This is a genomic window from Nocardia carnea, from assembly GCF_029868325.1.
Taxonomy (GTDB): domain Bacteria; phylum Actinomycetota; class Actinomycetes; order Mycobacteriales; family Mycobacteriaceae; genus Nocardia; species Nocardia carnea_C.
Genome location: NZ_JARWNW010000155.1, coordinates 30,809 through 51,659, shown reverse-complemented (window position 1 = coordinate 51,659; position 20,851 = coordinate 30,809). Strand labels below are relative to the sequence as shown.

Sequence of the window (20,851 nt, the reverse complement as noted above, 5' to 3'; positions counted from 1 at the left end):
CCACTTCAGCACTCGAAGGGGATCGTGTTGCCCGCGGCGTCGCGGGTTCCGGTCACCTGTGCGATCGCGTCCGCCAGTTCGGCGCAGGATTTCCAGGTGCGCGGGGTGGTGTCATCGAGATTGCCGATCGTGTACCACTCTTCGGTTTCCCGGTAGCGGACCAGACCGTAACCGTCGGGGTCGAGGGTGATATCGAGGGCACCGGATATCGTCCCGGCTTCGCGGGTCATGACCGATGTCTTGTTCGGCAACTCGATGACTTCGGCTATTTGAACTCACCTCGTTTTATGCAGTCGTCCACGGCGGTCCGCAGCGCGGTCTGCTCGTCCTTATCGACGCTCAGTCCGTACTTTAGCTTGACCTGCACGTACTGGGAGATATATCCGCACCGGAAACTTCCCGGCGGCAGATAGTCGGCCGGGTCCTGATCGCCTTTGGATCGGTTCGCGGAGGGATCGGAGGCGATGAGGTTCTGTGCGTCGTTGGCGATGCGGCGCCGGGTGTCGGTATCGAGGCTCTTGGCGCCGGAGCGCCAGGCTTCGGCGAGCGGGACGATATGTTCGGCGTCGACACCGGACGATTCGGTGATGAACTTGTACGGCTTCAGTTTCCCGGTTTCGGCGTCCATGACGCCGTAGGTGTCCTGCCAGCCGCCGCCCTTGCCGATTGTCAGATCGCAGGTCTTCGGGTCCAGGGTGACCTCGCCGGAGGCGTCGCGCAGCATCATCACCTCGCGGGTGGTGCATTTGCTGTACTGGGCGAATTCGGGGCCGAAACCGTGTTCGGGGGCGTTGTCGTCCCAGTGCGGGAACTTTTCCCGGCTGTAGCCGGTCATGGCGACTTCGGTCTTGACCGGGAGGCGGTCCAGGGCGGACTGTACGTCGGCGGCCGCGGCGCTCGGGGCGTCCGCGGCGTCTGCGGCCGGATCGGTTGTGCTGCTGCGTCCTTCGAGGAAGTAGCCGCCGGCCAGAACGATCACGATGAGGATCGGTACCGCGACGGCCGCGAATTTGCGTACCGGGGCGGGGAGTGCGGACAGCAGCGAATTCACCGCGCCACCTCCGCGAATCGGGCGCCGATGGGCGAAACGCCCGATTGCTCATATGTTGTGGGCTTCAACGAAATTCCTTGCCGAGGTGCCGGGATGTGCCGAGCGTCAAGCTACCGCCTCGTCCAGCTAACCCGAAGCTAATCTCCGGTGTGAGATTCGGCATAGTGTCCACGGCGCCACCTCCGAGTCGCCGTGCCGGCGCCGACTCGGAGGTGGGCCTGCCACGAACGAGGGCTTGCGTCCCGGTGCGATTCGCGGCCCGGTTGTCCGGACCGGGTACCGCGCCGACGCCCGCGGGGCTTGATGAGGGGGAGTCCCGTGGCCGCCGGTGCACCGGATGTGCTCGTCGTGACGTCTGTGGGCCGGAAGGTTTCCGGCGGTTTTGTGGTGTGGTGAACAATTCACCGAAGGCTGGTGAGTACCGGCCGACGGTTCGTGAAAAGCATAGGGAATTCCCAAGTTTGGGAGACAACCGGGGGTGGGTTGAGGCTCGGTTCAGCTCGCTGCTTCGTCGTCGGGGACGATCTGGGCGGTCGGCGGAATACCGGTATCGAGGAAATGGATCAATCGCGCTATCCGGTCGGTGTGTTCCAGACTGCCCGCGAGCCGGTGCCCGACCAGCGCGAGTGCGATGGCGGTATCGGTGGTATCTCCGGTGTCCGAAAGTGCGGTGTGCAGCTTCTGGTTCAGTGCCCGCATGGCCGCCGGCGCGTCCTCGTCGACGGCGCTGTACCGGCCGCTGGTCACCGCGCGTTCGGCCCGTTCGGTGGCCGCGACGGCGAGTTCGGCCATGGCGCCGAGTGGCTCGAGAACCGATTCGGCGGCGACCGGTTCGGGATGGCTCAGGTACACCTGATCGGCGACGCCGCTGAACAGCCGGCCGATCCGGGACAGTTCACCGGCGATCTGGATGGCGGTGACAACATGGCGTAGATCGCGCGCGACCGGCGCCTGGAGTGCCAGCAGGACGACGGTGCGGGCTTCGCAGGCGCCGTGCATGGTCTGTAGTCGTTCGTCGAGGGCGAAGACTTCGTAGGTCGCGGTGAGATCGGCCCCGACGAGGGCGTCGGTCATCCGTCCGGCCGCCTCGTGGGTGATACGGCACATCTGTGTCAGATCCGCGGTCAACGCGACGAGCTCGTTGGTGAACTGAGTTCGCACGGGGGAATTGTCGCCCATTGTGTGCGTCTCGGTCGAATGTTCCGCGCGATCGGTACCCGAGGTTGCGCGGATGCGGCTGCATGGCGAATCGCCGGCGTGTGTGATCGCCTGAGTTTGCAGGGTGTAAATTTCGGTAGAACCTGTTCTCATTTACTTCTTCGCGCCCGGTGGCGCAACACACAATCGATCGCTGGCGATAACGAGCGGCAATTTTCCGTGGTCACTGTCACACTGCCGCAAATTTGTTTGTCACCTCCCGTAACGATTAGCTTGCTCTCCATTGGCATCGATGCCGGACCGGAGAGATTGAACGCATGAACTTCGCAACCTTGCGTGCCCCCGTGGCGGTATACGGATCTCGGCGATGACTCCCGAGAGCCATACCGCGGCGATCGATACGGACCGGCCTTCCGGCTCCACCGGGCCCCAACCCACCCGCCGCACCGAAACCGCACGGGAAATCGTCGGCAAGAATTTCTCGGGCACCATCGTGTCCTCGGTACGGACCTTCGGCCGAGGCGTCGGAATGGCCCGGGAATCGGTCGGCGGCGCCGTCTCGGATCTGGCCCGCGCCCGCTTCCAATGGCAGGAAATGCTGGTACAGGCATGGCGGCTGGTGACGGTCACCGCGTTCCCGGCCATCCTGATGGCGGTCCCGTTCGGCGTGATCGTTTCGGTCCAGGTCGGCAATCTGATCCACAATCTCGGCGCCGATTCGCTGATCGGTGCCACCGGCGGCCTCGGGGTGATCAAACAGGGCGCGCCCCTGGCCACGGGCTTCCTGCTCGGCGGTGCCGGGGCCGCGGCGATCGCGGCCGACCTCGGTGCCCGCACCATCCGCGAGGAGATCGACGCCCTGAACACCATGGGGATCAGCCCCGTGCACCGGCTGGTGATCCCGCGCATGGTGGCGATGCTGCTGGTCGCGCCGCTGCTGAACATTCTGGTGATCTTCGTCGGCATCGTCGCCGGCTATCTCGTGGCGATCGGTGGGCAGGGGGTCACGCCCGGCTCGTACTGGGCCGCGTTCGGGTCGTTCACCACCGCCGCCGATGTCTGGGTGTCACTGCTCAAGGCGGTGATCTTCGGCTTTCTCGTGGTGATCATCGCCTGCCAGCGCGGGCTGGAAGCCAAAGGCGGCCCACGCGGGGTCGCCGACGCCGTGAACGCCGCGGTGGTGCTCTCGATCGTCGCGATCGTCATCGTCAACCTGGTCATGACCCAGGTGACCGCCATGTTCCTGCCCACCAGGCTGGCGTGATGGCGGCGACCTCGTACGCCCCGAAAGGGCTCGGATTCCTCGCGCGCTACTTCCGCCGTGGCAGCCGGATCCTGGGCGCGGTGGATTCGCTGGGATTCGCCGTCGTGTTCTGCTGGCAGGTGCTGTCGTCGATTCCGCTGGCCCTGCGCCGCTACCGCGGCGAAACGCTGCGGATCATCACGAATATGACGTGGGGGCGCGGTTCGGTCATCGTCGGCGGCGGAACTGTCCCCATGATGATCGTGCTCGGAATCGTGATCGGCGCGTCGATCGGCGTCGAATCCTTCGCCACCCTGGACATGCTCGGGATGGGGCCGGTCACCGGGATCGTATCCGCCTTCGCGACCACGCGGGAGCTGGCGCCGATCGCGGCCGCGGTGGGTTTCGCCGCGCAGGCCGGCTGCCGGATCACCGCGGAAATCGGGTCCATGCGGATCTCCGAGGAGATCGACGCCATCGAGGCGCTGGGCCTGCGGTCGGTGCCGTTCGTGGTGACCACCCGGGTGATCGCCGGCGCCATCGCCATCGTGCCGACCTTCCTGATCGCGCTGATCGGCTCCTACTTCGCCTGCCGGGGCCTGATCACCCTGGTGCACGGCCAGTCCGCCGGCGTCTACGACCACTATTTCTTCCAGTTCATCGCGGGATTCGACATCATCGCGGCCACGGTGAAGGTCGCGGTATTCGGCATCGTGGTGATCTGCGTGCACAGCTATTACGGATTCTTCGCCACCGGCGGACCCGAAGGTGTCGGTATCGCCTCGGGCCGGGCGGTACGTGCCAGTTTCGTCGCCATCATCGCCCTCGACATGGTCCTGACGATCGTGCTGTGGGGATTCAACTCGGCGATCAGCTTCACGGGATAGGGACAGATGCCGAAGTACGGAATGCCCGGGGTCGCCGCCGGTCCGCGCAGTGCGCGGCGGGTCGGCGTACTGGTCGTCGCGGTGGTCGTGGTCGTCACGCTGGCGGGCTACGGCTACCGGTCGATCACCGCGGACGACGGGCTGCGGGTCGCGTTGCGCACCGAGCAGATCGGCGACGGTGTGGTCGCCGGAACGCTGGTGCGGGTGGACGGCGTGCAGGTCGGGGAGGTCACCGATATCGCGCCGGCGGGTCGCGGCACCCAGCAGATCAGTCTTTCCCTCGACGAGAACCGGTTGCACGGGATCGACGACAGCATGGTGGTGGACTACGCGCCCGCCAACCTCTTCGGTATCAGCGAAATCGAACTGCGGCCCGGCGCCGGTGGTAGGCCGCTGCGTGCCGGTGCGGTGGTGGATCTGACGGGCCGCCGCGCCGCCGATGTGTACGACGCCACCATGGGCGCGCTGCTGCGCAGCATGTCGCAGACCAGCGGCACCGTGTTCACCGCCGATATGGCACGTGTCATCTCCCAGGCCGCCGCGGACGTCAAGGCGTTCACCCCGCTGGCCGAGGCGCTGATCACGGCCGGGCGGGTGATCGCCGAACACCAGTCGATGCCGGCGAACGAACTGGTGGGGCAGTTGGGTCCGGCGTTCCAGGGTGGCGGGCAGTTCGCCGGCGCCACCATCGAGGTACTGGATCAGATCGTGGATATCGATGTGCTGCGGACGAACCGGCCCGATTTCGATGCCGGGGTGAAGGCGCTGACCGGCGATATCCTGCCCGCCCTGACCGGCACGATGAACAGCGCGAGCCAACTGTCCGGATACACCGATATGCTCGCGCCCACCCTGAACCTGCTGGCCCTGGCCGTGCCGGACCCGCAGCAGTCGGCCGCCGATCTGCGTACGCTGCTCACCCGGCTGGGGGTCGCGTTCAAGGACGGGCCCGACGGGCCGGTGCTCGACCTCGAGGTCGAAGTGGACGGAGCCGGGGGAGGGCAGCGATGACCGCGCGGCGCGCCGCCTGGCGGCTGGCCCTGTTCGCCGGTGTGATGGCGCTGGTGCTGGCCCTGGTGATCGGTGCCATCAAACGGCCGGTGGACGGCGAAACCGACACCCATCACGCACTGTTCACCGACGCCAACGGTTTGAAAACCGGTGACGATGTGCGGATGTTCGGTGTGCAGGTCGGCAAGGTCGAGGCCGTCACCCTAGACGGCGACCGGGCGAAGGTCCGGCTCACCGTCACCACCGACACTCCCGTCTACGACAACAGCATCCTGGCCATCCGCTACCAGAATCTCACCGGCCAGCGCTATATCGATCTGCAGCAGCAGCCGAACCCGGGGGTCCGGCTCGCCGACGGTACGGATATCGGGCCGCAGCAGACCATTCCGTCGTTCGATGTGACCAGCCTGTTCAACGGCCTGCAACCGGTCCTGAAAACCCTGTCGCCGGAGGCCCTCAACCAGTTCACCGAGAGCATGCTCGCGGTGATCGAGGGCGACGGCGGGGGTATCGGCCCGGCGCTCGACGCCATCGGCACGCTCAGCGAATACGTCGAAGACCGCCAGCATCTCATCGGGACCCTGGTGCGCAATATGTCCGAGCTGGCCGAACGGGTGGGCGGCCGGCTGTACCACCTGGTGCCGCTGCTGGCCCGGCTCACCGATATCTTCGAGGCGCTGCAGCGCAATGTCGGCGGGCTCGCGGATTTCGCGATGAGCGCGCCGTCGGTGCTGGAACCGGTGGATCGCCTGCTGGCCGCGGTGGGGCTGAGCCCGGAGATGGGCCCCGATATCGATGCGATGATCCGCAACCTGTTCCCGGATCCGCAACAGGCTCTCGATACATTCGGCCGGATGCCAGGGTTGCTGGCCGCGGTGGATACCGCGTTCCCCCGGACCCCGTCCGGTTTCCGGCCGGATTGCAGTAAGGGTGAAGCCGAGGTGCCGGCGCCGGTGCGGGTTCTGATCGGCGGGCAGCAGGTGGCGATATGCAACGGATGAACTTCGCCCGGTTGAAGTCGGCTCCGGGCCGCTGGTTCGACCGGGACCAGCCGATCACCGACGAACCCACGAAACTGCGTAAGCAACTTCGGTTGGGGATCGCCGGACTCTGCGCGGTGGTAGTGCTGGGTGTGGCGGTCGGCGCGTTGTATGTGATCCCGCTGGGCAAGAAGACTTACACCGCCGAACTCAGCGAGGCACAGTCGGTGAAGGCCGGTGACGATATCCGGTTGGCCGGGGTCCCGGTGGGGGAGGTGGAATCCCTCGAACTGGAACCGGATCGGGTGCTGATGCGGTTCACCGTGGATCGCGATGTTTTCGTCGGTGACCGGAGTTCGCTGGATATCCGCATGCTCACGCTGGTCGGCGGTCACTATGTCGCGCTGTTCCCGGCGGGAGACAAGCCGTTGGGCGACAACCCGATTCCCGCCGACCGCGTCCGCCTGCCCTACAGCCTGATGGAAACCTTCCAGGACGCGACGGCGCCACTGCGGGAAACCGACGGTGACACGCTGCGCAACAACCTGTCGGCGCTCGACACCTCCATCGAGGGCGCACCCGAAACACTGCGCAGTGTGCTGGATACCGTCGGCAGCTATCTCGATGCCATCGAACGTCAGCGCACCCAGGTGTCGAACGCCATCGCGACCGCCGACGAATACGTGACCATGTACGACGGCGCGAAAACGGATCTGGGCCGGTTGATGGACAACGTCAATCTGATGGAGACGGTGCTGCTGGACAAACGCGCCGAACTGCGTGAGGCGTTGGGCCTGCTCAGCTCGGTGGTACAGCGGGTCACGGCGCTGGCCCCGAGCTGGGATCAGACATTGAAGCCGAAGGTGCAGCAGCTGGCCGACGCCCTGCCGCGGCTGCAGGAGTACGGCGACCAGCTGGAACCGATGATCGTCTCGGCGCAGAGTCTCAGCGCGAAGCTGCGCGAACTGGTCGGGCCCGAGGGTGGTGTGCAGGTCGATCAGTCGGGGACCACGGTGACCGCGCCCGGCCTCGATCCCGGTGCCGTCGTCTGCGTCCCGCTTCCCGGGAAGGTGTGCTGATGCTGAAACGGATGCTCGCCTCACCGGCTCTGATGTCGATCGCGGGAGCGGTGGTTCTGGTGCTGCTGGTGTCCGCGGGTTATGTGATCGCGTTCGAACCGTTCAAGCAGACCCGCGCCTACTGCGCGATAATGCCCGACAGTATCGGCCTCTATCAGGGCAATCAGGTGTCGATGCGGGGTATCACGGTCGGTTCGGTGACCCGGATCGCCCCGGCGGGCGCGAAGGTGCGGGTCGATTTCGAGGTCGACGCCGACCATCCCGTGTACGCCGGTGCCGGTGCCACGACCGTGTCCGACACCGTGGTCGCCGACCGGGAGCTGGCGGTGCTGCCGGGTGCGAACACCGCCGACGAACACGATCCGGGGCAGTGCCTCACCAACACCCTGACGCCGAAGAGTCTCACCCAGACGGTGACCGCGCTGGCCGAGCTGTCCGATCAGATCGGCGGCACCGAGGATCGGCCGAACGCGCTGGCGGGCGGCCTGGACGCACTGGATTCGGCCTCGGCCGGCACCGGCCCGCAGATCAACGAGCTGATCAACCAGCTGGGCCGGGTCATGGAGTCCCCGGACGCCGATATCGCCCATCTGGCCGGTATTTTCGATGCCTACGCCTCGGTGTCGAACAAGGTCGCCGAACACTGGGGGGATCTGAAACTGATGCTCACCCGGTTGGGGCCGACACTCGAGATGTCGCATGCCGAGCTGCTCACACCGGGGATCGAACTGTTCGACGGGCTGCGCGAAATCCTGCCGATGCTCAACGATCTCTCGGTGATCCTGGCGGATCCGCTGATGTCCGGCCTGGACAACCTGGTGCCGCTGGTGAAACTACTGCGCGCCAATGTGAGTTCGCTCAGCGAAATCGTCGCCACCACACCGGTGCTGACCTCGGCGCTGCGCACCGTCACCGATCCGGCGACCGGCGCGCCCGGTCTCACCTACGCACCGCCGCGGGTCGCGATACCGCAGGCGCATGCGGAACAGGTGTGTGCCGCGGTGAACGCGCTCGCACCCGGTCGTTGCGCCGGTGCGGCGAACGGCATGGTGGATCTGGATCTGGTGCGGCTGGTACTGGGATCGGCGGGTGCGCGATGACACGGCGACTATCCGTCGATACGACGAAGCGGATCACGTTCGACCGCACCCGGTTGCGGCGTGGGTTGGCGGCCTGCGGGGTCGCCGCGACCCTGGCCGTCTCCGGATGCGCATTCGATCCCTCCGATATCCCGGTCCCCGGTGCCACCGTCACCGGCGGGAGTTATCCGCTGCGGATCGAATTCGCCAATGTCTTGAACCTGCCCGCGCGGGCGAAGGTCATCGCCAACGGCGCGGAGATCGGCAACGTCGAAAAAGTCGAAGTAGTGCCCGGCGACGCCGCCACCACCGGCTATGTGGTGGTGGATATCGAGGTCGACGACGAGGTCGAGCTACCGGCCACCACCATCGCGGAGCTGCGGCAGAACACCGTGCTCGGCGATATCCACGTCGCGCTGACCACTCCGCCCGACGGCTACGACACCCTGCTGCACCCCGGTGACACCATCACCCGCGACCGCACCAAACCCCCGGTCCAGCTCGAGGACACGATGGCGGCCATCGCCTTCTTCGTCAACAGCGGAGCGGTCGGGGATCTGCAGGACATCGTCAACCGGCTCAATTCGGTACTGCCACAGGATCCGGCGAAAACCCAGCAGATCGCGCAGGTGCTGGCCACGGACGCGGTGGATCTGGCCGCACATCTGGACCAGGTGGATCTCCTGCTCAACGGTGTGGCCGAGAACGCGGAGGTCATGCACGGGATCCAGGACGAGCTGGACAATATTCTGCGTCCCGAATCGGTGCAGCAGATGAACGACGCGACGGCGTCCATCGCCGAGGTGACCGAAATCTTCGGCGGCCTGGGGCCGGTGGGGCAGTCGTTGAGCTGGCTGGCGCCGCTGGCGCAGTCCGGGGGCGCGGCCGCGGCGGCATTCGTCCCGCTGGCCACCGGGGGACCGCTGGATCTGCGGCAACCCTCGAATCTGAACATGCTGGTCGCGCTGCTCCGGGACAAGATCATCCCGTTCGTGGAGAACGGCCCGAAGGTGGATATCAGTGCCGTCCGCACGCCGGGCCTGTCCACCGACGACCAGGTGAACCGGATCATCGAAACCCTGCGCATGATCGGAGCCGTGCGATGAAACTGGGTCCACTGGCCTCGCTGGGCGGTATCGCGGCCATCACGGTGCTCGGCGCGAGCTATCTGACCTTCGGTGTGGTGCGCGCCGATCCGTTCCGCGACTACCTGAACGCCTCCCTGGTACTCGAGGATTCCGGTGGTCTCGGCGTCGGCTCACCGGTTCTGCTCACCGGTATCGAAGTCGGTCGCGTGACCTCGGTCGACCGCATCGCCGACGGTGTGGAAGTCGGTTTCCGGGTGCAGGATTCGCACCGGTTACCCGCCGACAGTGTCGTCACCATCGAGCATCTGTCCGCGCTCGGCGAACCCTACGTGCAGTTCGCGCCGAAAACCGGTGCGGGACCTTATATATCCGACGGGCAGCGGCTGGAATCGGAAGATATCCACAGCCCGCTGTCCATCCCCGAGGCCGCCCGCATGGTGACCCGGACCATGAACCAGCTCGACCCCGCCACCATGGACTCCCTGGTGCGCACCATGAGCGAAGCCCTGCACGGCACCGACGCGGTACTCCCCGAACTCACCCGCGCTGCCGACCTGCTGGCCGCGGCGATCATGTCCCGCGAACCGCGGATAGCCGAACTGCTCGACAACTTCGAAACCGCCGCCGCCGACGCCGAATGGGCGGGGCCCGCCACGTCGGCGGCGGCCACCGAATTCACCCGGTTCGCCGAAGTACTGGACGATTTCGTGGAATCGGTCGGTAGGGTCACCGGAGCCGAGGGGTCGCCGGAGAAGTACCTGGCGGATGGCGGGGTTGTCCCGTTACTGGAACGCCTGCGCACCGTCCTCGACGAAATCGGCCCCGAACTCGCCGCCCTGCAACCCGGTTTGGCTCCGCTCACGGAGAGCTTGGGCAATACTGCGCCGCAGGTGAACATCAGTACCTTGATCGAGCAGGCGCTGGCGAGTACCGACGAGGACTCCGTGCAGGTCCGCGTCGGACTGAAGTAGTTTCGCCGCGGTCCGCGGTGGTGCGCGGCGAGATCATCGAAAGCGCACGGCCTCATGCCCCGTCGCGGAACTTGTTGTTCTGGCGGCTTGATATCGCGCTGCCTGTCGGGCCGCTGCGCCGGCGGTTCACCGGTTTTCCCGGGGTTCCGGCTCGGGCCGGTCGAGGATGGCCTGGGTCCGGCTGTCCAGATCGCCGAGAGTGGACAGCAGTTCGAGGGCACCGAGTTCCGGGGGTGGTTCGTCGGCCATCTGCCGTAACTCGGCCAGTACCGCGTCGATATCGTCCTGCGGTGCCGGCCTTCCACGCGGGGCGACGGGAGAATCGACAGGTTGCCAGGCAATGGCCTGCTGCCACCACGGATCGCGGATGGCCCACGCCCAGATCGTCTTGCGCACCAGCGGCGCATTATCGGTGTAGAGCCGGAAGAACGCATCGAGATCGCGGTGCTCGAGTTCGAAGATCTCATCGGGCAGGCGGCGGGCCCGGATATGGCACATCGGGGCGCGGGTCACTTGGAGGGCGGGATCGCGCGGGTCCGGCGGTGTTTCCAGGATCTCGTCGAGAATGCTCTCGGTGAGATAGGGGAGGGTGATATTGCCCGTGGTGACCTGGATCCGGGTGGCGCCGCGCGGGTTGTAGAGGCGCCGTGTCGCGACGTCCAGAACGGCCAGGTCACGGTCGGCGGTGAGCGCCAGTAGGGCGCGCAGGCAATCGAACCGGTCGCGGACGGTGGCTTCGAGCAGGGCGCCGCGGGCGTCGGGGCGGCGGTGGACCCGCAAACCGGTCCCGGAGCGGTGGATAAGGGTGCACACCACACCCACCGCCCGCTCCGGTGGACTGGGCTCGGGTGCTTCTACCAGGGACAGATACCGCTCGTAAGCCTGCTCGGCCGAATCGAGCGCGGCCGCCGGCAGTACGGCGAATAGAGAACTCACCCGCCAAGTACAGCAAAATAAGCGAATTGTCGCTGGTTCACTTCAAATAAACCCACACCGGGGCAACGGATCTCGCAGGCGCATCAAATACCGGCCACATCCGCCAGCTGTCCGATACCGTAGGTGACCGCCATGGCCAGTGCCCCGCCGAGCACTACACGGGCCACCGCCCGCACCCGGTTGCTGCCGCCCAGCCAGGCGCTGATCGAACCCGTCAACGCCAGCGCGAGCAGCACCGCGACCATGGTGACCGGGATTCGCGCCGCGGTAGGCGGCAGCAGGATCGCCAGCAGCGGCAGCAGCGCACCCAGGGTGAAGGCCACCGCCGACGAGAAGGCGGCATGCCACGGATTGGTCAGCTCGTCGGGATTCAGGCCGAGCTCGGCCTCCGCGTGGGCGGCGAACGCGTCGTAGGCCGTCAGTTCCTCGGCGACCTGCCGGGCGGTCTCGGCGGACAGGCCCTTCGCGTGATAGATCGCGGTGAGCTCGGCCAGCTCGTCCTCGGGGTCCTCCTTCAGTTCCCGGCGCTCCTGTGCGAGCAGCGCCGTTTCCGCGTCCCGCTGGGTGCTCACCGATACGTACTCACCGACAGCCATGGAAATAGCGCCCGCGCTGATCCCCGCGATCCCGGCGGTGAGAATTGTGCTGGTACTGGATGCGGCCGCCGCGACACCCACTACCAAACCCGCGGTCGATACGATTCCGTCGTTGGCGCCCAGTACCCCGGCTCGCAGCCAATTGAGCTTGGCCGCGAACCCCGTCTGCGGGAGATACCACTCCTCCGCTGCCTCGGTCATACCTGAAGGCTATGACAAAAGTGTCAGCTGAGGACATCCTTCCCGGCGGGCGGAGCGCCCACGAGTTCGGCTTGCACCGCGCTCAACTCTTCAGCGGTGAAACCGCCGTACTCCGCCTCGTACCGACGGATATCCGCGGTCAGGAGCGCCCGGCGAATCGCCGCTCCAGGGCGGCGGTGCTGTGTCCATGCACGAGGGCAATCCTGATCGGGCTGTGTGCGCTGCTCCGGGCTACTGCGGAACTGCGTAGAGGTAGAACAGGGCGATCGTGACCAGGCCCATCGCCGGGGTGAGGACCCAGGTCTCCACCTTGTTCCCGGTGCGGGAGATGATCGGGACGGCCAGGCGCGGCTTCAACGGCCACAGCAGGGGGCAGCCGCGGTCGGTGAGGCAATCGCCGACGATATGGATGAGGGCGCCGAGGCCGACGGCGAACGGGAGCCAATACGGGGAGTCGGGGAGCCAGCGGTCCATCAAAACTGTGCCGCCGCCGGCCAGCAGCACGCACAGGCCCCAGGCGCGGAAGGAGTCACCTCGCGGTGTCAGATGCAGGGCCCGGATACCGAAGGCGAGCATGACGAAGATGACGCCGAGTGTGAAGTATCTGCCCAGATAGTGCACGCCCGCCCAGGTCGCCCAGCCTGCCAGCAGGACGAACAGCAATCCGTGCGTGCCCTTGCGGTGCCCACCGGAAACAGTCGCGACGCCCTTCGCCACCGCATTACTCAACGGGCCCAGCGAATCCCCGATCGTTCCGCCGGGGTGATCGATATCGGGCAGCAAGGCCGCACCCGCCGTGATCAGCGCACCCAGGATCAATTCGAGTGCGCTGACATCTACAGGGCCGCGCACGAATTCCATCACCGGGACGGGTACGACGGTAGCGGCGGTGGCGAATGCCAATGCGCCGCTGGTGGCATGGGAATGGCCGAGCAAAACATCTCCCGGTATCAAGGTGCGATCGGACGTAGCGATCAAAGTTAGCAATCGATCCCGACAACCCCGGCCGGCGCACGACGCGCCGGAAGCCCGCGGTCACGAGACACGCCGCGGCGACGGTGGTTTCGGTGAAAAGCCGCTGGATGCCTCTGTACCTCGGTATCCATCGATGCAATGCTGGCGCGACCGGAGCGCCGGTGGAGCGTTCCGTTCTCGCCAGGGGGGTGTCGAATGCGTGATGGCCGGCCGATTCTGTATCGGGTGCCCGATTTCGAACCGTCAACGGAACCGTGCGGAGGGTTACTGCCTGCGCGGCCCTGTGGGATAGAGCCGCCTGCCGTGCCTCCGCCGTCGATAACGCCCGGAGTGCCGTCGGCCGGAGCGCAGTCGCCGGTATCGTCGTCGGCTGGAACGTTGTCGTCCGGAGCGCCGTCGGGCGGAGCGCAGTCGCCCGGAGCGCCGTCGGCTGGAACGCTCTCGCTCGGAGCGTCGTCCGCTGGAAGGCTGTCGCCCGGAGCGTCCTCGGCCGAAACCCCATCGGGGAGAACGTTCTCGCCCGGGACTCAGCCGTCGGCACCGGGGCCGCCGACGGTGCAGGTCGGGATACGGAGGAACAAGAGGGGCTGCGGGACGAAACCGGCGCCGAGCGAATCCCCCGGTGCACTCTCTACGACACCGGCATCTACTTGCGCACCCGCGGAAACCCCCGCTGGTTGCCGTCCCCGTATAGACCGCAAATCCCTGCGCGCCAACCGCAGCGCACCGGCGGGAATCCGCCGCGCACACCGCGCCGCGCATACCGCCGACGACCGCACCGAACCGAGCGAGGCCAGGGAATTCGCCGGCAGGGCCATACGCATCCTGCTGGAGGTCCTGGACCGCCGCCGCCCAGTAGCGCAGCTGAACTCCCTGTGCGTTCCCGCGCTGGTCCACACGGTCGGTGCCCTGGTAGCGGGCGACCACGCCCCCAGCCGGACACTGGGCGCGGCAGTGCTCACCAAGTTCCGCTTGTTCCCAGCCGACGACCACGCATTCGAACTGATAGCCATGTACCAGCGCGGCCCCCGCCGGCTCGCCCTCGCCGGCCGCGTCGAACACACGGCAACCGGCTGGAAGCTGACCGCCCTACGCCTGACCTGATCCGTCCTCCGGGCGTGACCCCGCCCGGGTGGACTCGACCTGGCAGGGCCTCAGGGCCGAGAATTGTTCTACGAGAGCGCGGTCGCCCATTGTGATCACCTCGCGGACGCCGCGCGAAACGGCGGCTGGACCCGCGTATTCACGATGATTGCCGAGCCCGAGGAGGGGTTCGTCCAGGTCCAGTTGCTCCTCGGAAGGTCACCCGTCCTGGAGCAACAACCGGAACGCGCGATGGCCCGGAGTGAGCGGCCGGACGGCGCGGAAGTCTTTCTCGTCGAGCGTCAGGATGTCATTGGTGAGGTAGCGCTCGGCAAGTACCACATTGACCGCATCCGCCAGGTCGAGGCGAAGCCCCCGATGCTGTCCGATGACCTGCTGCGCGACGCGGATATCGGATCGGTCCACCGCGGGGAGGAGTACCGAGCCTTCTTCTGCCGAGGTCAAAATATCGTCCAGGACGACATCCGCGATTCTGCGATCCTTGCCGAAGCGGGCGATCAGCAAATGGTCGATCTCGTCGAGTACCAGCGGGGATATGACCGCGACCGAGGTGGCCAGCAGGTCGCGAGCGCGCCCGTGTAGTTCGGCGGCGCGATCGTAGGCCGCGATGATCGCCGAGGTGTCGGCGATGAAGAAGCTCACCGCTCGTATGCTTCGCCGAGCGCGGACTCGCTGTCGGCGGCAAAATCGGGGTCTCCGGAATCGAAGCTCGGCCAAGGCCGGGTTCGCCGGACGGTACGCGACCGGAGCAAGACAAGGTCGATCCCCTCCCGGATCAGGTCGGCCTCCGAGCGCCCGGACTCTTCCGCAGCGGCCTTGAGTCGGGTGGCTTGCTCCGTCTCCAGATAAACACTGGTCTTGGTCTTCATGAAATATAGGGTACTACGTAGGGCATCGCTTGTATCGCGAGTGCGCTCCGCAGCGCTCGTGAACGCCGAACGGCGGTGATCTCCGGGTGTGATGTGGTTCATCCGGTCAGTCGGGTGGACCTTTGTGAGCAGTTCGCTTACCGCGAGGTGGGGTATCGCACAGAAAAGTCTGTACTTGTCGGTGCTGCTGCGCGAGCCGAGACTCGGTCCCTGTGAACGAGACTGCGGAATCCCCGCGAACAGCGCGCACTGATACCACCCCGGCCGTTCGGCAGGTTCCGGTGACTGTGCTCGGTATGGGATCGATGGGGCGGGCGCTCGCCGGTGCCTTGCTGGCGGCCGGGCACCCGACCACCGTATGGAACCGCACGCCCCACCGGGCGGGGTCGCTGGTGGCCGCCGGCGCCGAACATAAGATCGACGTCGCCGATGCTCTCACCGCAAGCGCGGTCGTCATCAGTTGCACCAGCAGCTTCCGGTCTGCACGCGAAAGTTTGACGGGCGCCGAGCACCAGTTGGCCGGACGGACCTTGATCACCCTCAACAGCGGCACCCCCGCCGAGGCACGGGAATTCGCGGCGTGGGTGAAAGGCTCCGGGGCGAGCTTCCTCGGCGGAGCGATCAAGAATGTGCCCTCGGCCGTCGGAAAGCCGTACACATTGCTGTATTTCGGCGGTGAACGAGCGGTATTCGACACCCACGAGGCAACATTGCGGGCGCTGGGTGGCGACCTCGTCCATCTGGGCGACGACCCGGATCTGGCCGCCCTGTACGAGTCGGCCGTCGGCGCGACTCTCCTTCCCGCGCTGCTCGGATTCTTCGAAGGCGCGGCGTTACTGGCGGCGCGTGGCATCGCGGCGCAGACAATGGTGCCCTACTCCGTCAAATGGTTGCAGATGATCGAGTCACTTCTTCCGATCATGGCCGGCGAGATCGACGACCGGGACTACACCCGGCTCGGTTCCTCGATCGCCGTGTTCCACGACGCTATCCCCTACGACGAGCAGCTCAGCGCAGACCTCGGCGTCGATATGTCCTGGCACGCCCCGATGCACGAACTGTTGCGCCGAGCGGTTGCCGAAGGCAGGAGCGAGCAGAGCATCACCGCGTTGATCGAACTCCTGGCAAATTTCCGGGCCGGCCGGTAGAGCGCGGACCACAGTGGTTGCGGGGACAAAGGATTGCCCGGCTGCCTACCATGAGCGCACGGGAGGCTCCGTCGACGGGAGAGCGTGATGAACGACAGTGCGGGCGTGGTGGATCCGAATACACCGAGCATCGCGCGGGTGTATGACTATCTGCTCGGGGGGAAGGACAATTATCCGGTCGATCAGAAGGTCGGTGACCATTTCAAGGTCGACCTGCCCGGATCGGTGGCCATCGCCTTCGGGAACAGGCAGGCGCTGGTGCGGGGGGTGCGCGATATGGCCCGGAGTGGGGTGAAACAGTTCATCGACCTGGGCAGTGGTCTGCCGACCGCGGACAACGTGCACCAGGTCGCGGCGCGATACACCGATGGGGCGAAGGTCGTCTACATCGACAACGATCCCATCGTGCTGGCACACGGCCGATCGCTGCTGGCCACCGACGACAGCACCACCGTGGTCCAGGCCGATGTGCGCGACCCGGAGCGGATCCGCAACAGCGAAGAGGTGCGCCGGCTCATCGATTTCGACCAGCCGGTGGCGATGGTTTTCAGTGCGATCCTGCACCACTTGAACGACGACGAAGACCCGCACGGTGTCGTTTCATACTGGTGCGATCAGATTCCGTCCGGGAGTCAGGTGTTCATTTCGCATTTCCGCTCCGGCGGTAATGCCGAGACCGAGGCTGCGGAACAGAAACTGCAGTCGACGTTCGGGCGTGGACGGTGGCGCACCGATGATGAAATCCGGCAATTGTTCGGTGGGCTGCAAGTGCTCGAACCCGGAATCGTGCCCGCGGTGCTGTGGCGGCCGGACACTGCGGACGAATCCGATTCGCCGATGAGCAGTATCGGGACGGCGGAACGGGAACTGACCGTCTGGGATCAGCTCATTTCGGCCGGGTTGGCTCGCAAACCGTGAGCTGATCTGCCGGCTGGCCGGTGCCGGCAATTGTTTCGTCACCGGCCAGATCGTTTTCGCCGATGGAGGCGGCGAGCCCGCGGCGGTCGGAGACCGGCACTGGCGCTGACCGCTCGGGTCACATCGGTGGTTCAGGTCTGTTCGCCGCCGCCGGTGATATCGGCCGTCTGCCGGAATGACTGCGAATAGTTCGGTTGGGCACCGAAAATGTGGTGCCTTTCCGAAGTGTCCGGGGCAGACTCGGACGAATGCATGCGCGTAGTGTCGGCGAATTGATCGCCGCTTCCGACCGTGAGCGGGTCAAGTACCTGCCCTTCTGGGGCCACCAGCCGCGTCCCGACGGGAGGGTCGGCGCGAGTTGCCTGAGCCAATGGTGGCCGGTGCGGTTCACGGTCGACGGCGTGGATTTCGCTACAGCCGAGCATTACATGATGTGGCGGAAGGCGTTGCTCTTCGACGATTACGGTATTGCGGAAAAGATTGTGGCCGCGCCACATCCGGGGGCGGCCAAAAAACTGGGGCGCAGTATTCAGGGGTTCGCCGAGGATACGTGGGTGGAACACCGGGACGGCATCGTGGTGAGCGGCAATTCGGCGAAATTCGGTCAGCACCCCGAGCTGAAGCGGTTCCTGCTGGATACCGGGGATCGGGTCCTGGTGGAGGCCAGCCCGGTGGACCGGATCTGGGGAGTAGGGCTGACCGCCGACGATCCCCGAATCGAAAGCCCGGCCGAGTGGAAGGGGCTGAACCTGCTCGGGTTCGCGCTGATGGAAGCCCGGTCGGTGTTGCGCGGCTGACGGCCGCCGTTCGCGCTCGGGCCCCGGCGCACATCAGCCCTGGGCGCGCGGTGGGGCCGGGCGGTGGGCTCGTCGGTCCACGGGGCGGCCGAGAAGTTCGGGCATGGTGTGCCGAGCTCAATTCGGGGATTGCTGGGGAGTCCATAGCCTGGGCTGCCTGCTTTGTCCCGATCCGGAATGTGTTTACGCTGCTTGTCCTGGTGTCGGTGGATCGGAGGACAGATGGGCGGCGGAAACGAGGCGGGTGGCCGGAGGCGGGATTCCGCGGCTACCCGGGCCGCGATTCTGGGGGCGGCGCAGGAATTGTTCGCCGAGCGAGGATACGAGCGGGCGACGGTGCGGGATATCGCGACCCGTGCGGGAGTGAATCAGGCGTTGCTGTTCCGGTATTTCGGGAACAAGGACGAACTGTTCCGGGCGACCATGACCGATCGGGGCCGGTCGATGCTCGAATCCGGGCCGGTGGAGACATTGCTGTCCAGGTTGCTGGAGAAATCGCTGGAGCCGAGTGAAGCGGCCGCGCACGGGAATTGGTTGCAGGCGGCGTTGCGGTCGAGTGGGCACGAGGCGGGTGCGTCGGTGATTCGCCGGGAGTTGGGGGAGGAGTACATCCGGGCGTTGTCGTCGCTGACCGAGGGGGAGGGTGCGGAGTTACGTGCCGACCTGCTGCTGGCCTGGTTGCTCGGTATCGGGATGGTGCGTTCGGTGCTGCGCCGGGAGCCGCTGGCCGGTGCCGATCCCGCGGAGATTGCGGAATATGTGCTGCGTGCGGCGGGTGTACTGCTGGAGCGCAACGATCCGGGATTCCCGCCGGAGTGAGGGGATCGCGTCGTTGACGCGTGATCCCGCACACCCTTACCCTGGCTAAGTAAGCAACCGCTTACATGCTGGGTGCCCGTCCCCGGGCGCCGCGGAAGGGAGATCGCATGACCGTGAACACCGAGGTGCGCCACTACCCCTTCGGTGCACCGACACGTCTCGATATGGACCCGCTCTACGCGAAACTGCGCCGCGAGGAGCCGGTCAGTCGAGTCGAGTTGCCCTACGGCGGCCAGGGCTGGCTGGTCACCCGCTACGACGACGTGCGCACGGTGCTCGGCGATCCGCGATTCAGCCGCGCGGCCACCGTCGGCCGGGAAGACGTTCCGCGCGCCACCCCCGCTCCCGCACAAGCCGATTCGCTGCTGAGCCTGGATCCGCCCGAACACAGCCGGCTGCGCAAACTGGTCGCCAAGGCATTCACCGGCCGCCGGGTCGCGGAACTGCGCCCGCGCACCCGGCAGATCGTCGACGAGAAACTCGGCGAGATGGAACGCGCCGGTTCCCCCGCCGACCTGGTGCAGGGGCTGGCCCTGCCGCTGCCGGTTACCGTGATCTGCGAAATGCTCGGCGTCCCGGCCCGGGAACAGCACCGTTTCCGGGACTTCTCCGACGCGATCCTGTCCACCACCGCCTACACCCGCGAGCAGATCGAAGCCGCCCGCGGCTCGCTCGAGGGCTACCTCGCCGAACAGGTCGCCCAGCGCCGCGAACACCCGACCGACGATCTGCTCGGCGCCCTGGTCGCGGCCCGCGACAACGAGGACCGGCTGAGCGAAAAGGAGCTGGTCAACCTGGGAGTCGGGATCCTCATCGCCGGCCACGAGACCACCGCCAACCAGATCGCCAACTTCACCTATGTCCTGCTCACCCAGTGCGAATACTGGGATCAGCTGCGCGCCGACCCCGAGCTGATCCCGGGCGCGATCGAGGAACTGCTGCGGCACACCCAGCTCGGCGCCGGCGGCGGGCAGCCGCGGGTGGCGACCGAAGATGTGGTGCTCAGCGGGGTCACGGTGCGGGCGGGGGAGGCGGTGTTCGTGCACACCCAGTCCGCCAACCGGGACGAAGCCGTATTCGAGGATCCCGAAACCCTCGATCTCACCCGGCAGCGCAACCCGCATATCGCGTTCGGATACGGGGCGCATCACTGCCTCGGCGCGCAGCTGGCGCGGATCGAACTCCAGGTCGCGATGGAGGCACTGCTGGAACGGTTCCCGGGGTTGCATCTCGCGGTGCCGGTGGACGAGGTCCCGTGGAAATCGGGACTGCTGGTGCGCGGCCCGGAGAAGCTACTCGTTGCCTGGTGAGCGAGTTGTTGCCGGCGTCGGGCACCAGCGTGCCCGGCGCCGGACAGGAGCAAACACCCGGCCCGTCTCGTTCACGGGATCACGCTGAGGCGAAGGTGAGCTTTCGATGGAAACACACACGGTCTTGTCCGGGTCCGTCATAGTTGCGGTGAACCGGTAGGCCCTCGATCTCCAGATCACCTTTCTCCAGCTCGAAGCCCATGGCGCGGTGGAATGCGATGGACCCGGTGTTCGTGGGCGCGGTGATCGCACGCACTTCCCGGCGACCGGCCTCGGCGGCGCGCCGGAAGAATTCCTCGTACAAGGTGCGGGCGACGCCCTGCCCGCGTAACCGCGGGTCGACTCCGACGAAGTGGATATATGCCTCGTCCTGGTTGTCGGCGGCGTAGAAGCCGACGAGGAACGCGGTGATCCCGGTGTCGTCGTTCTCCCGCACAAGGCTGGTGTGGGAGAAGAACTGCAGGAACAGTTTGGGCAGTAGCAGGGAGAGTTCGCGGGCTTGTTCAGGCGTGCGTGAGTCGCCCCACCACCGCTGCACACATTCGACGATCGTGTGGTGGTCCGACAGTTGCGCCCGGCGCGTATTCGGCATGGCCAGCTCCTTTCGGCTCGATGATCGCACGGCCCTGAA

At 66.4% G+C, this 20,851-nt stretch carries 23 protein-coding genes; 14 read left to right on the top strand and 9 right to left on the bottom strand.

The window, feature by feature from the left end; all coding sequences use genetic code 11:
• Positions 1-5: 5 nt before the first annotated feature.
• From QH196_RS11615 to QH196_RS11605, 3 genes are all read right to left on the bottom strand, one after another.
• Entirely contained in the window at positions 6-230 is a 225-nt protein-coding gene (locus QH196_RS11615) for a hypothetical protein (protein ID WP_280415779.1), read from the bottom strand.
• A gap of 35 nt (positions 231-265) precedes the next feature.
• Complete coding sequence (locus tag QH196_RS11610; RefSeq protein ID WP_280415778.1) at positions 266-1,051, bottom strand: HNH endonuclease family protein; 786 nt, start codon at positions 1,049-1,051, stop codon at positions 266-268.
• Positions 1,052-1,546: 495 nt separating this feature from the next.
• Entirely contained in the window at positions 1,547-2,212 is a 666-nt protein-coding gene (locus QH196_RS11605; RefSeq protein ID WP_280415777.1) for a phosphate signaling complex PhoU family protein, read from the bottom strand.
• A gap of 364 nt (positions 2,213-2,576) precedes the next feature.
• Between QH196_RS11605 and QH196_RS11600 the strand changes: the two genes are divergently transcribed.
• From QH196_RS11600 to QH196_RS11565, 8 genes are read left to right on the top strand one after another with little or no spacing between them, the layout of a single operon-like run.
• A complete protein-coding gene (locus tag QH196_RS11600) occupies positions 2,577-3,473 on the top strand; it encodes an ABC transporter permease (protein WP_280415776.1) in 897 nt (298 codons plus the stop codon).
• On the top strand, positions 3,473-4,339 hold the full coding sequence (locus QH196_RS11595) for an MlaE family ABC transporter permease (RefSeq protein WP_280415775.1): 867 nt from the start codon (positions 3,473-3,475) through the stop codon (positions 4,337-4,339). Before QH196_RS11600 ends, QH196_RS11595 begins: the two co-directional genes overlap by 1 nt.
• 6 nt (positions 4,340-4,345) lie before the next feature.
• On the top strand, positions 4,346-5,350 hold the full coding sequence (locus QH196_RS11590; RefSeq protein ID WP_280415774.1) for an MlaD family protein: 1,005 nt from the start codon (positions 4,346-4,348) through the stop codon (positions 5,348-5,350).
• The gene (locus QH196_RS11585) at positions 5,347-6,351 is read left to right on the top strand and encodes an MlaD family protein (protein ID WP_280415773.1); all 1,005 of its coding nucleotides are present in this window, start codon (positions 5,347-5,349) and stop codon (positions 6,349-6,351) included. The genes QH196_RS11590 and QH196_RS11585 overlap by 4 nt, the downstream gene beginning before the upstream one ends.
• On the top strand, positions 6,339-7,409 hold the full coding sequence (locus QH196_RS11580) for an MCE family protein (protein ID WP_280415772.1): 1,071 nt from the start codon (positions 6,339-6,341) through the stop codon (positions 7,407-7,409). Before QH196_RS11585 ends, QH196_RS11580 begins: the two co-directional genes overlap by 13 nt.
• On the top strand, positions 7,409-8,509 hold the full coding sequence (locus tag QH196_RS11575; RefSeq protein WP_280415771.1) for an MlaD family protein: 1,101 nt from the start codon (positions 7,409-7,411) through the stop codon (positions 8,507-8,509). The genes QH196_RS11580 and QH196_RS11575 overlap by 1 nt, the downstream gene beginning before the upstream one ends.
• Positions 8,506-9,594: an MlaD family protein gene (locus QH196_RS11570; RefSeq protein WP_280415770.1), complete on the top strand. Its 1,089-nt coding sequence runs from the start codon at positions 8,506-8,508 to the stop codon at positions 9,592-9,594. Before QH196_RS11575 ends, QH196_RS11570 begins: the two co-directional genes overlap by 4 nt.
• Positions 9,591-10,547, top strand: a complete 957-nt coding sequence (locus tag QH196_RS11565; protein ID WP_280415769.1) for an MlaD family protein — start codon at positions 9,591-9,593, stop codon at positions 10,545-10,547. The genes QH196_RS11570 and QH196_RS11565 overlap by 4 nt, the downstream gene beginning before the upstream one ends.
• Before the next feature lie 126 nt (positions 10,548-10,673).
• Here QH196_RS11565 and QH196_RS11560 read toward each other — a convergent pair whose 3' ends face one another.
• The 3 genes from QH196_RS11560 to QH196_RS11550 form a co-directional block, all read right to left on the bottom strand.
• Positions 10,674-11,483 (bottom strand): hypothetical protein, encoded by an 810-nt coding sequence (locus QH196_RS11560; RefSeq protein WP_280415768.1) that lies wholly within the window; start codon positions 11,481-11,483, stop codon positions 10,674-10,676.
• An 83-nt stretch (positions 11,484-11,566) separates the two neighbouring features.
• Positions 11,567-12,280, bottom strand: a complete 714-nt coding sequence (locus QH196_RS11555) for a VIT1/CCC1 transporter family protein (protein WP_280415767.1) — start codon at positions 12,278-12,280, stop codon at positions 11,567-11,569.
• Between the two features lie 231 nt (positions 12,281-12,511).
• Positions 12,512-13,216, bottom strand: coding sequence for a metal-dependent hydrolase (locus QH196_RS11550; RefSeq protein ID WP_280415766.1), 705 nt, complete (start codon positions 13,214-13,216; stop codon positions 12,512-12,514).
• Between the two features lie 594 nt (positions 13,217-13,810).
• Between QH196_RS11550 and QH196_RS11545 the strand changes: the two genes are divergently transcribed.
• The gene (locus tag QH196_RS11545; protein WP_280415765.1) at positions 13,811-14,359 is read left to right on the top strand and encodes an Rv3235 family protein; all 549 of its coding nucleotides are present in this window, start codon (positions 13,811-13,813) and stop codon (positions 14,357-14,359) included.
• 198 nt (positions 14,360-14,557) lie between these two features.
• Here the strand turns inward: QH196_RS11545 and QH196_RS11540 are convergent, their stop codons facing one another.
• Together QH196_RS11540 and QH196_RS11535 are read right to left on the bottom strand one after the other, a co-directional pair.
• Positions 14,558-15,001 (bottom strand): PIN domain-containing protein, encoded by a 444-nt coding sequence (locus tag QH196_RS11540; protein ID WP_280415764.1) that lies wholly within the window; start codon positions 14,999-15,001, stop codon positions 14,558-14,560.
• Positions 14,998-15,228, bottom strand: a complete 231-nt coding sequence (locus QH196_RS11535; protein WP_280415763.1) for a ribbon-helix-helix domain-containing protein — start codon at positions 15,226-15,228, stop codon at positions 14,998-15,000. Before QH196_RS11535 ends, QH196_RS11540 begins: the two co-directional genes overlap by 4 nt.
• 296 nt (positions 15,229-15,524) lie before the next feature.
• Here QH196_RS11535 and QH196_RS11530 point away from each other — a divergent pair, with 296 nt between their 5' ends.
• The 5 genes from QH196_RS11530 to QH196_RS11510 all read left to right on the top strand — a co-directional run bounded on the left by QH196_RS11530 (position 15,525) and on the right by QH196_RS11510 (position 20,220).
• On the top strand, positions 15,525-16,376 hold the full coding sequence (locus QH196_RS11530) for an NAD(P)-dependent oxidoreductase (RefSeq protein ID WP_432279472.1): 852 nt from the start codon (positions 15,525-15,527) through the stop codon (positions 16,374-16,376).
• A gap of 87 nt (positions 16,377-16,463) precedes the next feature.
• On the top strand, positions 16,464-17,294 hold the full coding sequence (locus QH196_RS11525) for an SAM-dependent methyltransferase (RefSeq protein ID WP_280415761.1): 831 nt from the start codon (positions 16,464-16,466) through the stop codon (positions 17,292-17,294).
• 248 nt (positions 17,295-17,542) lie between these two features.
• Entirely contained in the window at positions 17,543-18,091 is a 549-nt protein-coding gene (locus QH196_RS11520; RefSeq protein ID WP_280415760.1) for an NADAR family protein, read from the top strand.
• Between the two features lie 222 nt (positions 18,092-18,313).
• On the top strand, positions 18,314-18,910 hold the full coding sequence (locus tag QH196_RS11515; protein ID WP_280415759.1) for a TetR/AcrR family transcriptional regulator: 597 nt from the start codon (positions 18,314-18,316) through the stop codon (positions 18,908-18,910).
• 107 nt (positions 18,911-19,017) lie between these two features.
• Positions 19,018-20,220: a cytochrome P450 gene (locus QH196_RS11510; protein ID WP_280415758.1), complete on the top strand. Its 1,203-nt coding sequence runs from the start codon at positions 19,018-19,020 to the stop codon at positions 20,218-20,220.
• A 79-nt stretch (positions 20,221-20,299) separates the two neighbouring features.
• Here the strand turns inward: QH196_RS11510 and QH196_RS11505 are convergent, their stop codons facing one another.
• Positions 20,300-20,812, bottom strand: coding sequence for a GNAT family N-acetyltransferase (locus QH196_RS11505; protein WP_280415757.1), 513 nt, complete (start codon positions 20,810-20,812; stop codon positions 20,300-20,302).
• Positions 20,813-20,851 lie beyond the last annotated feature (39 nt).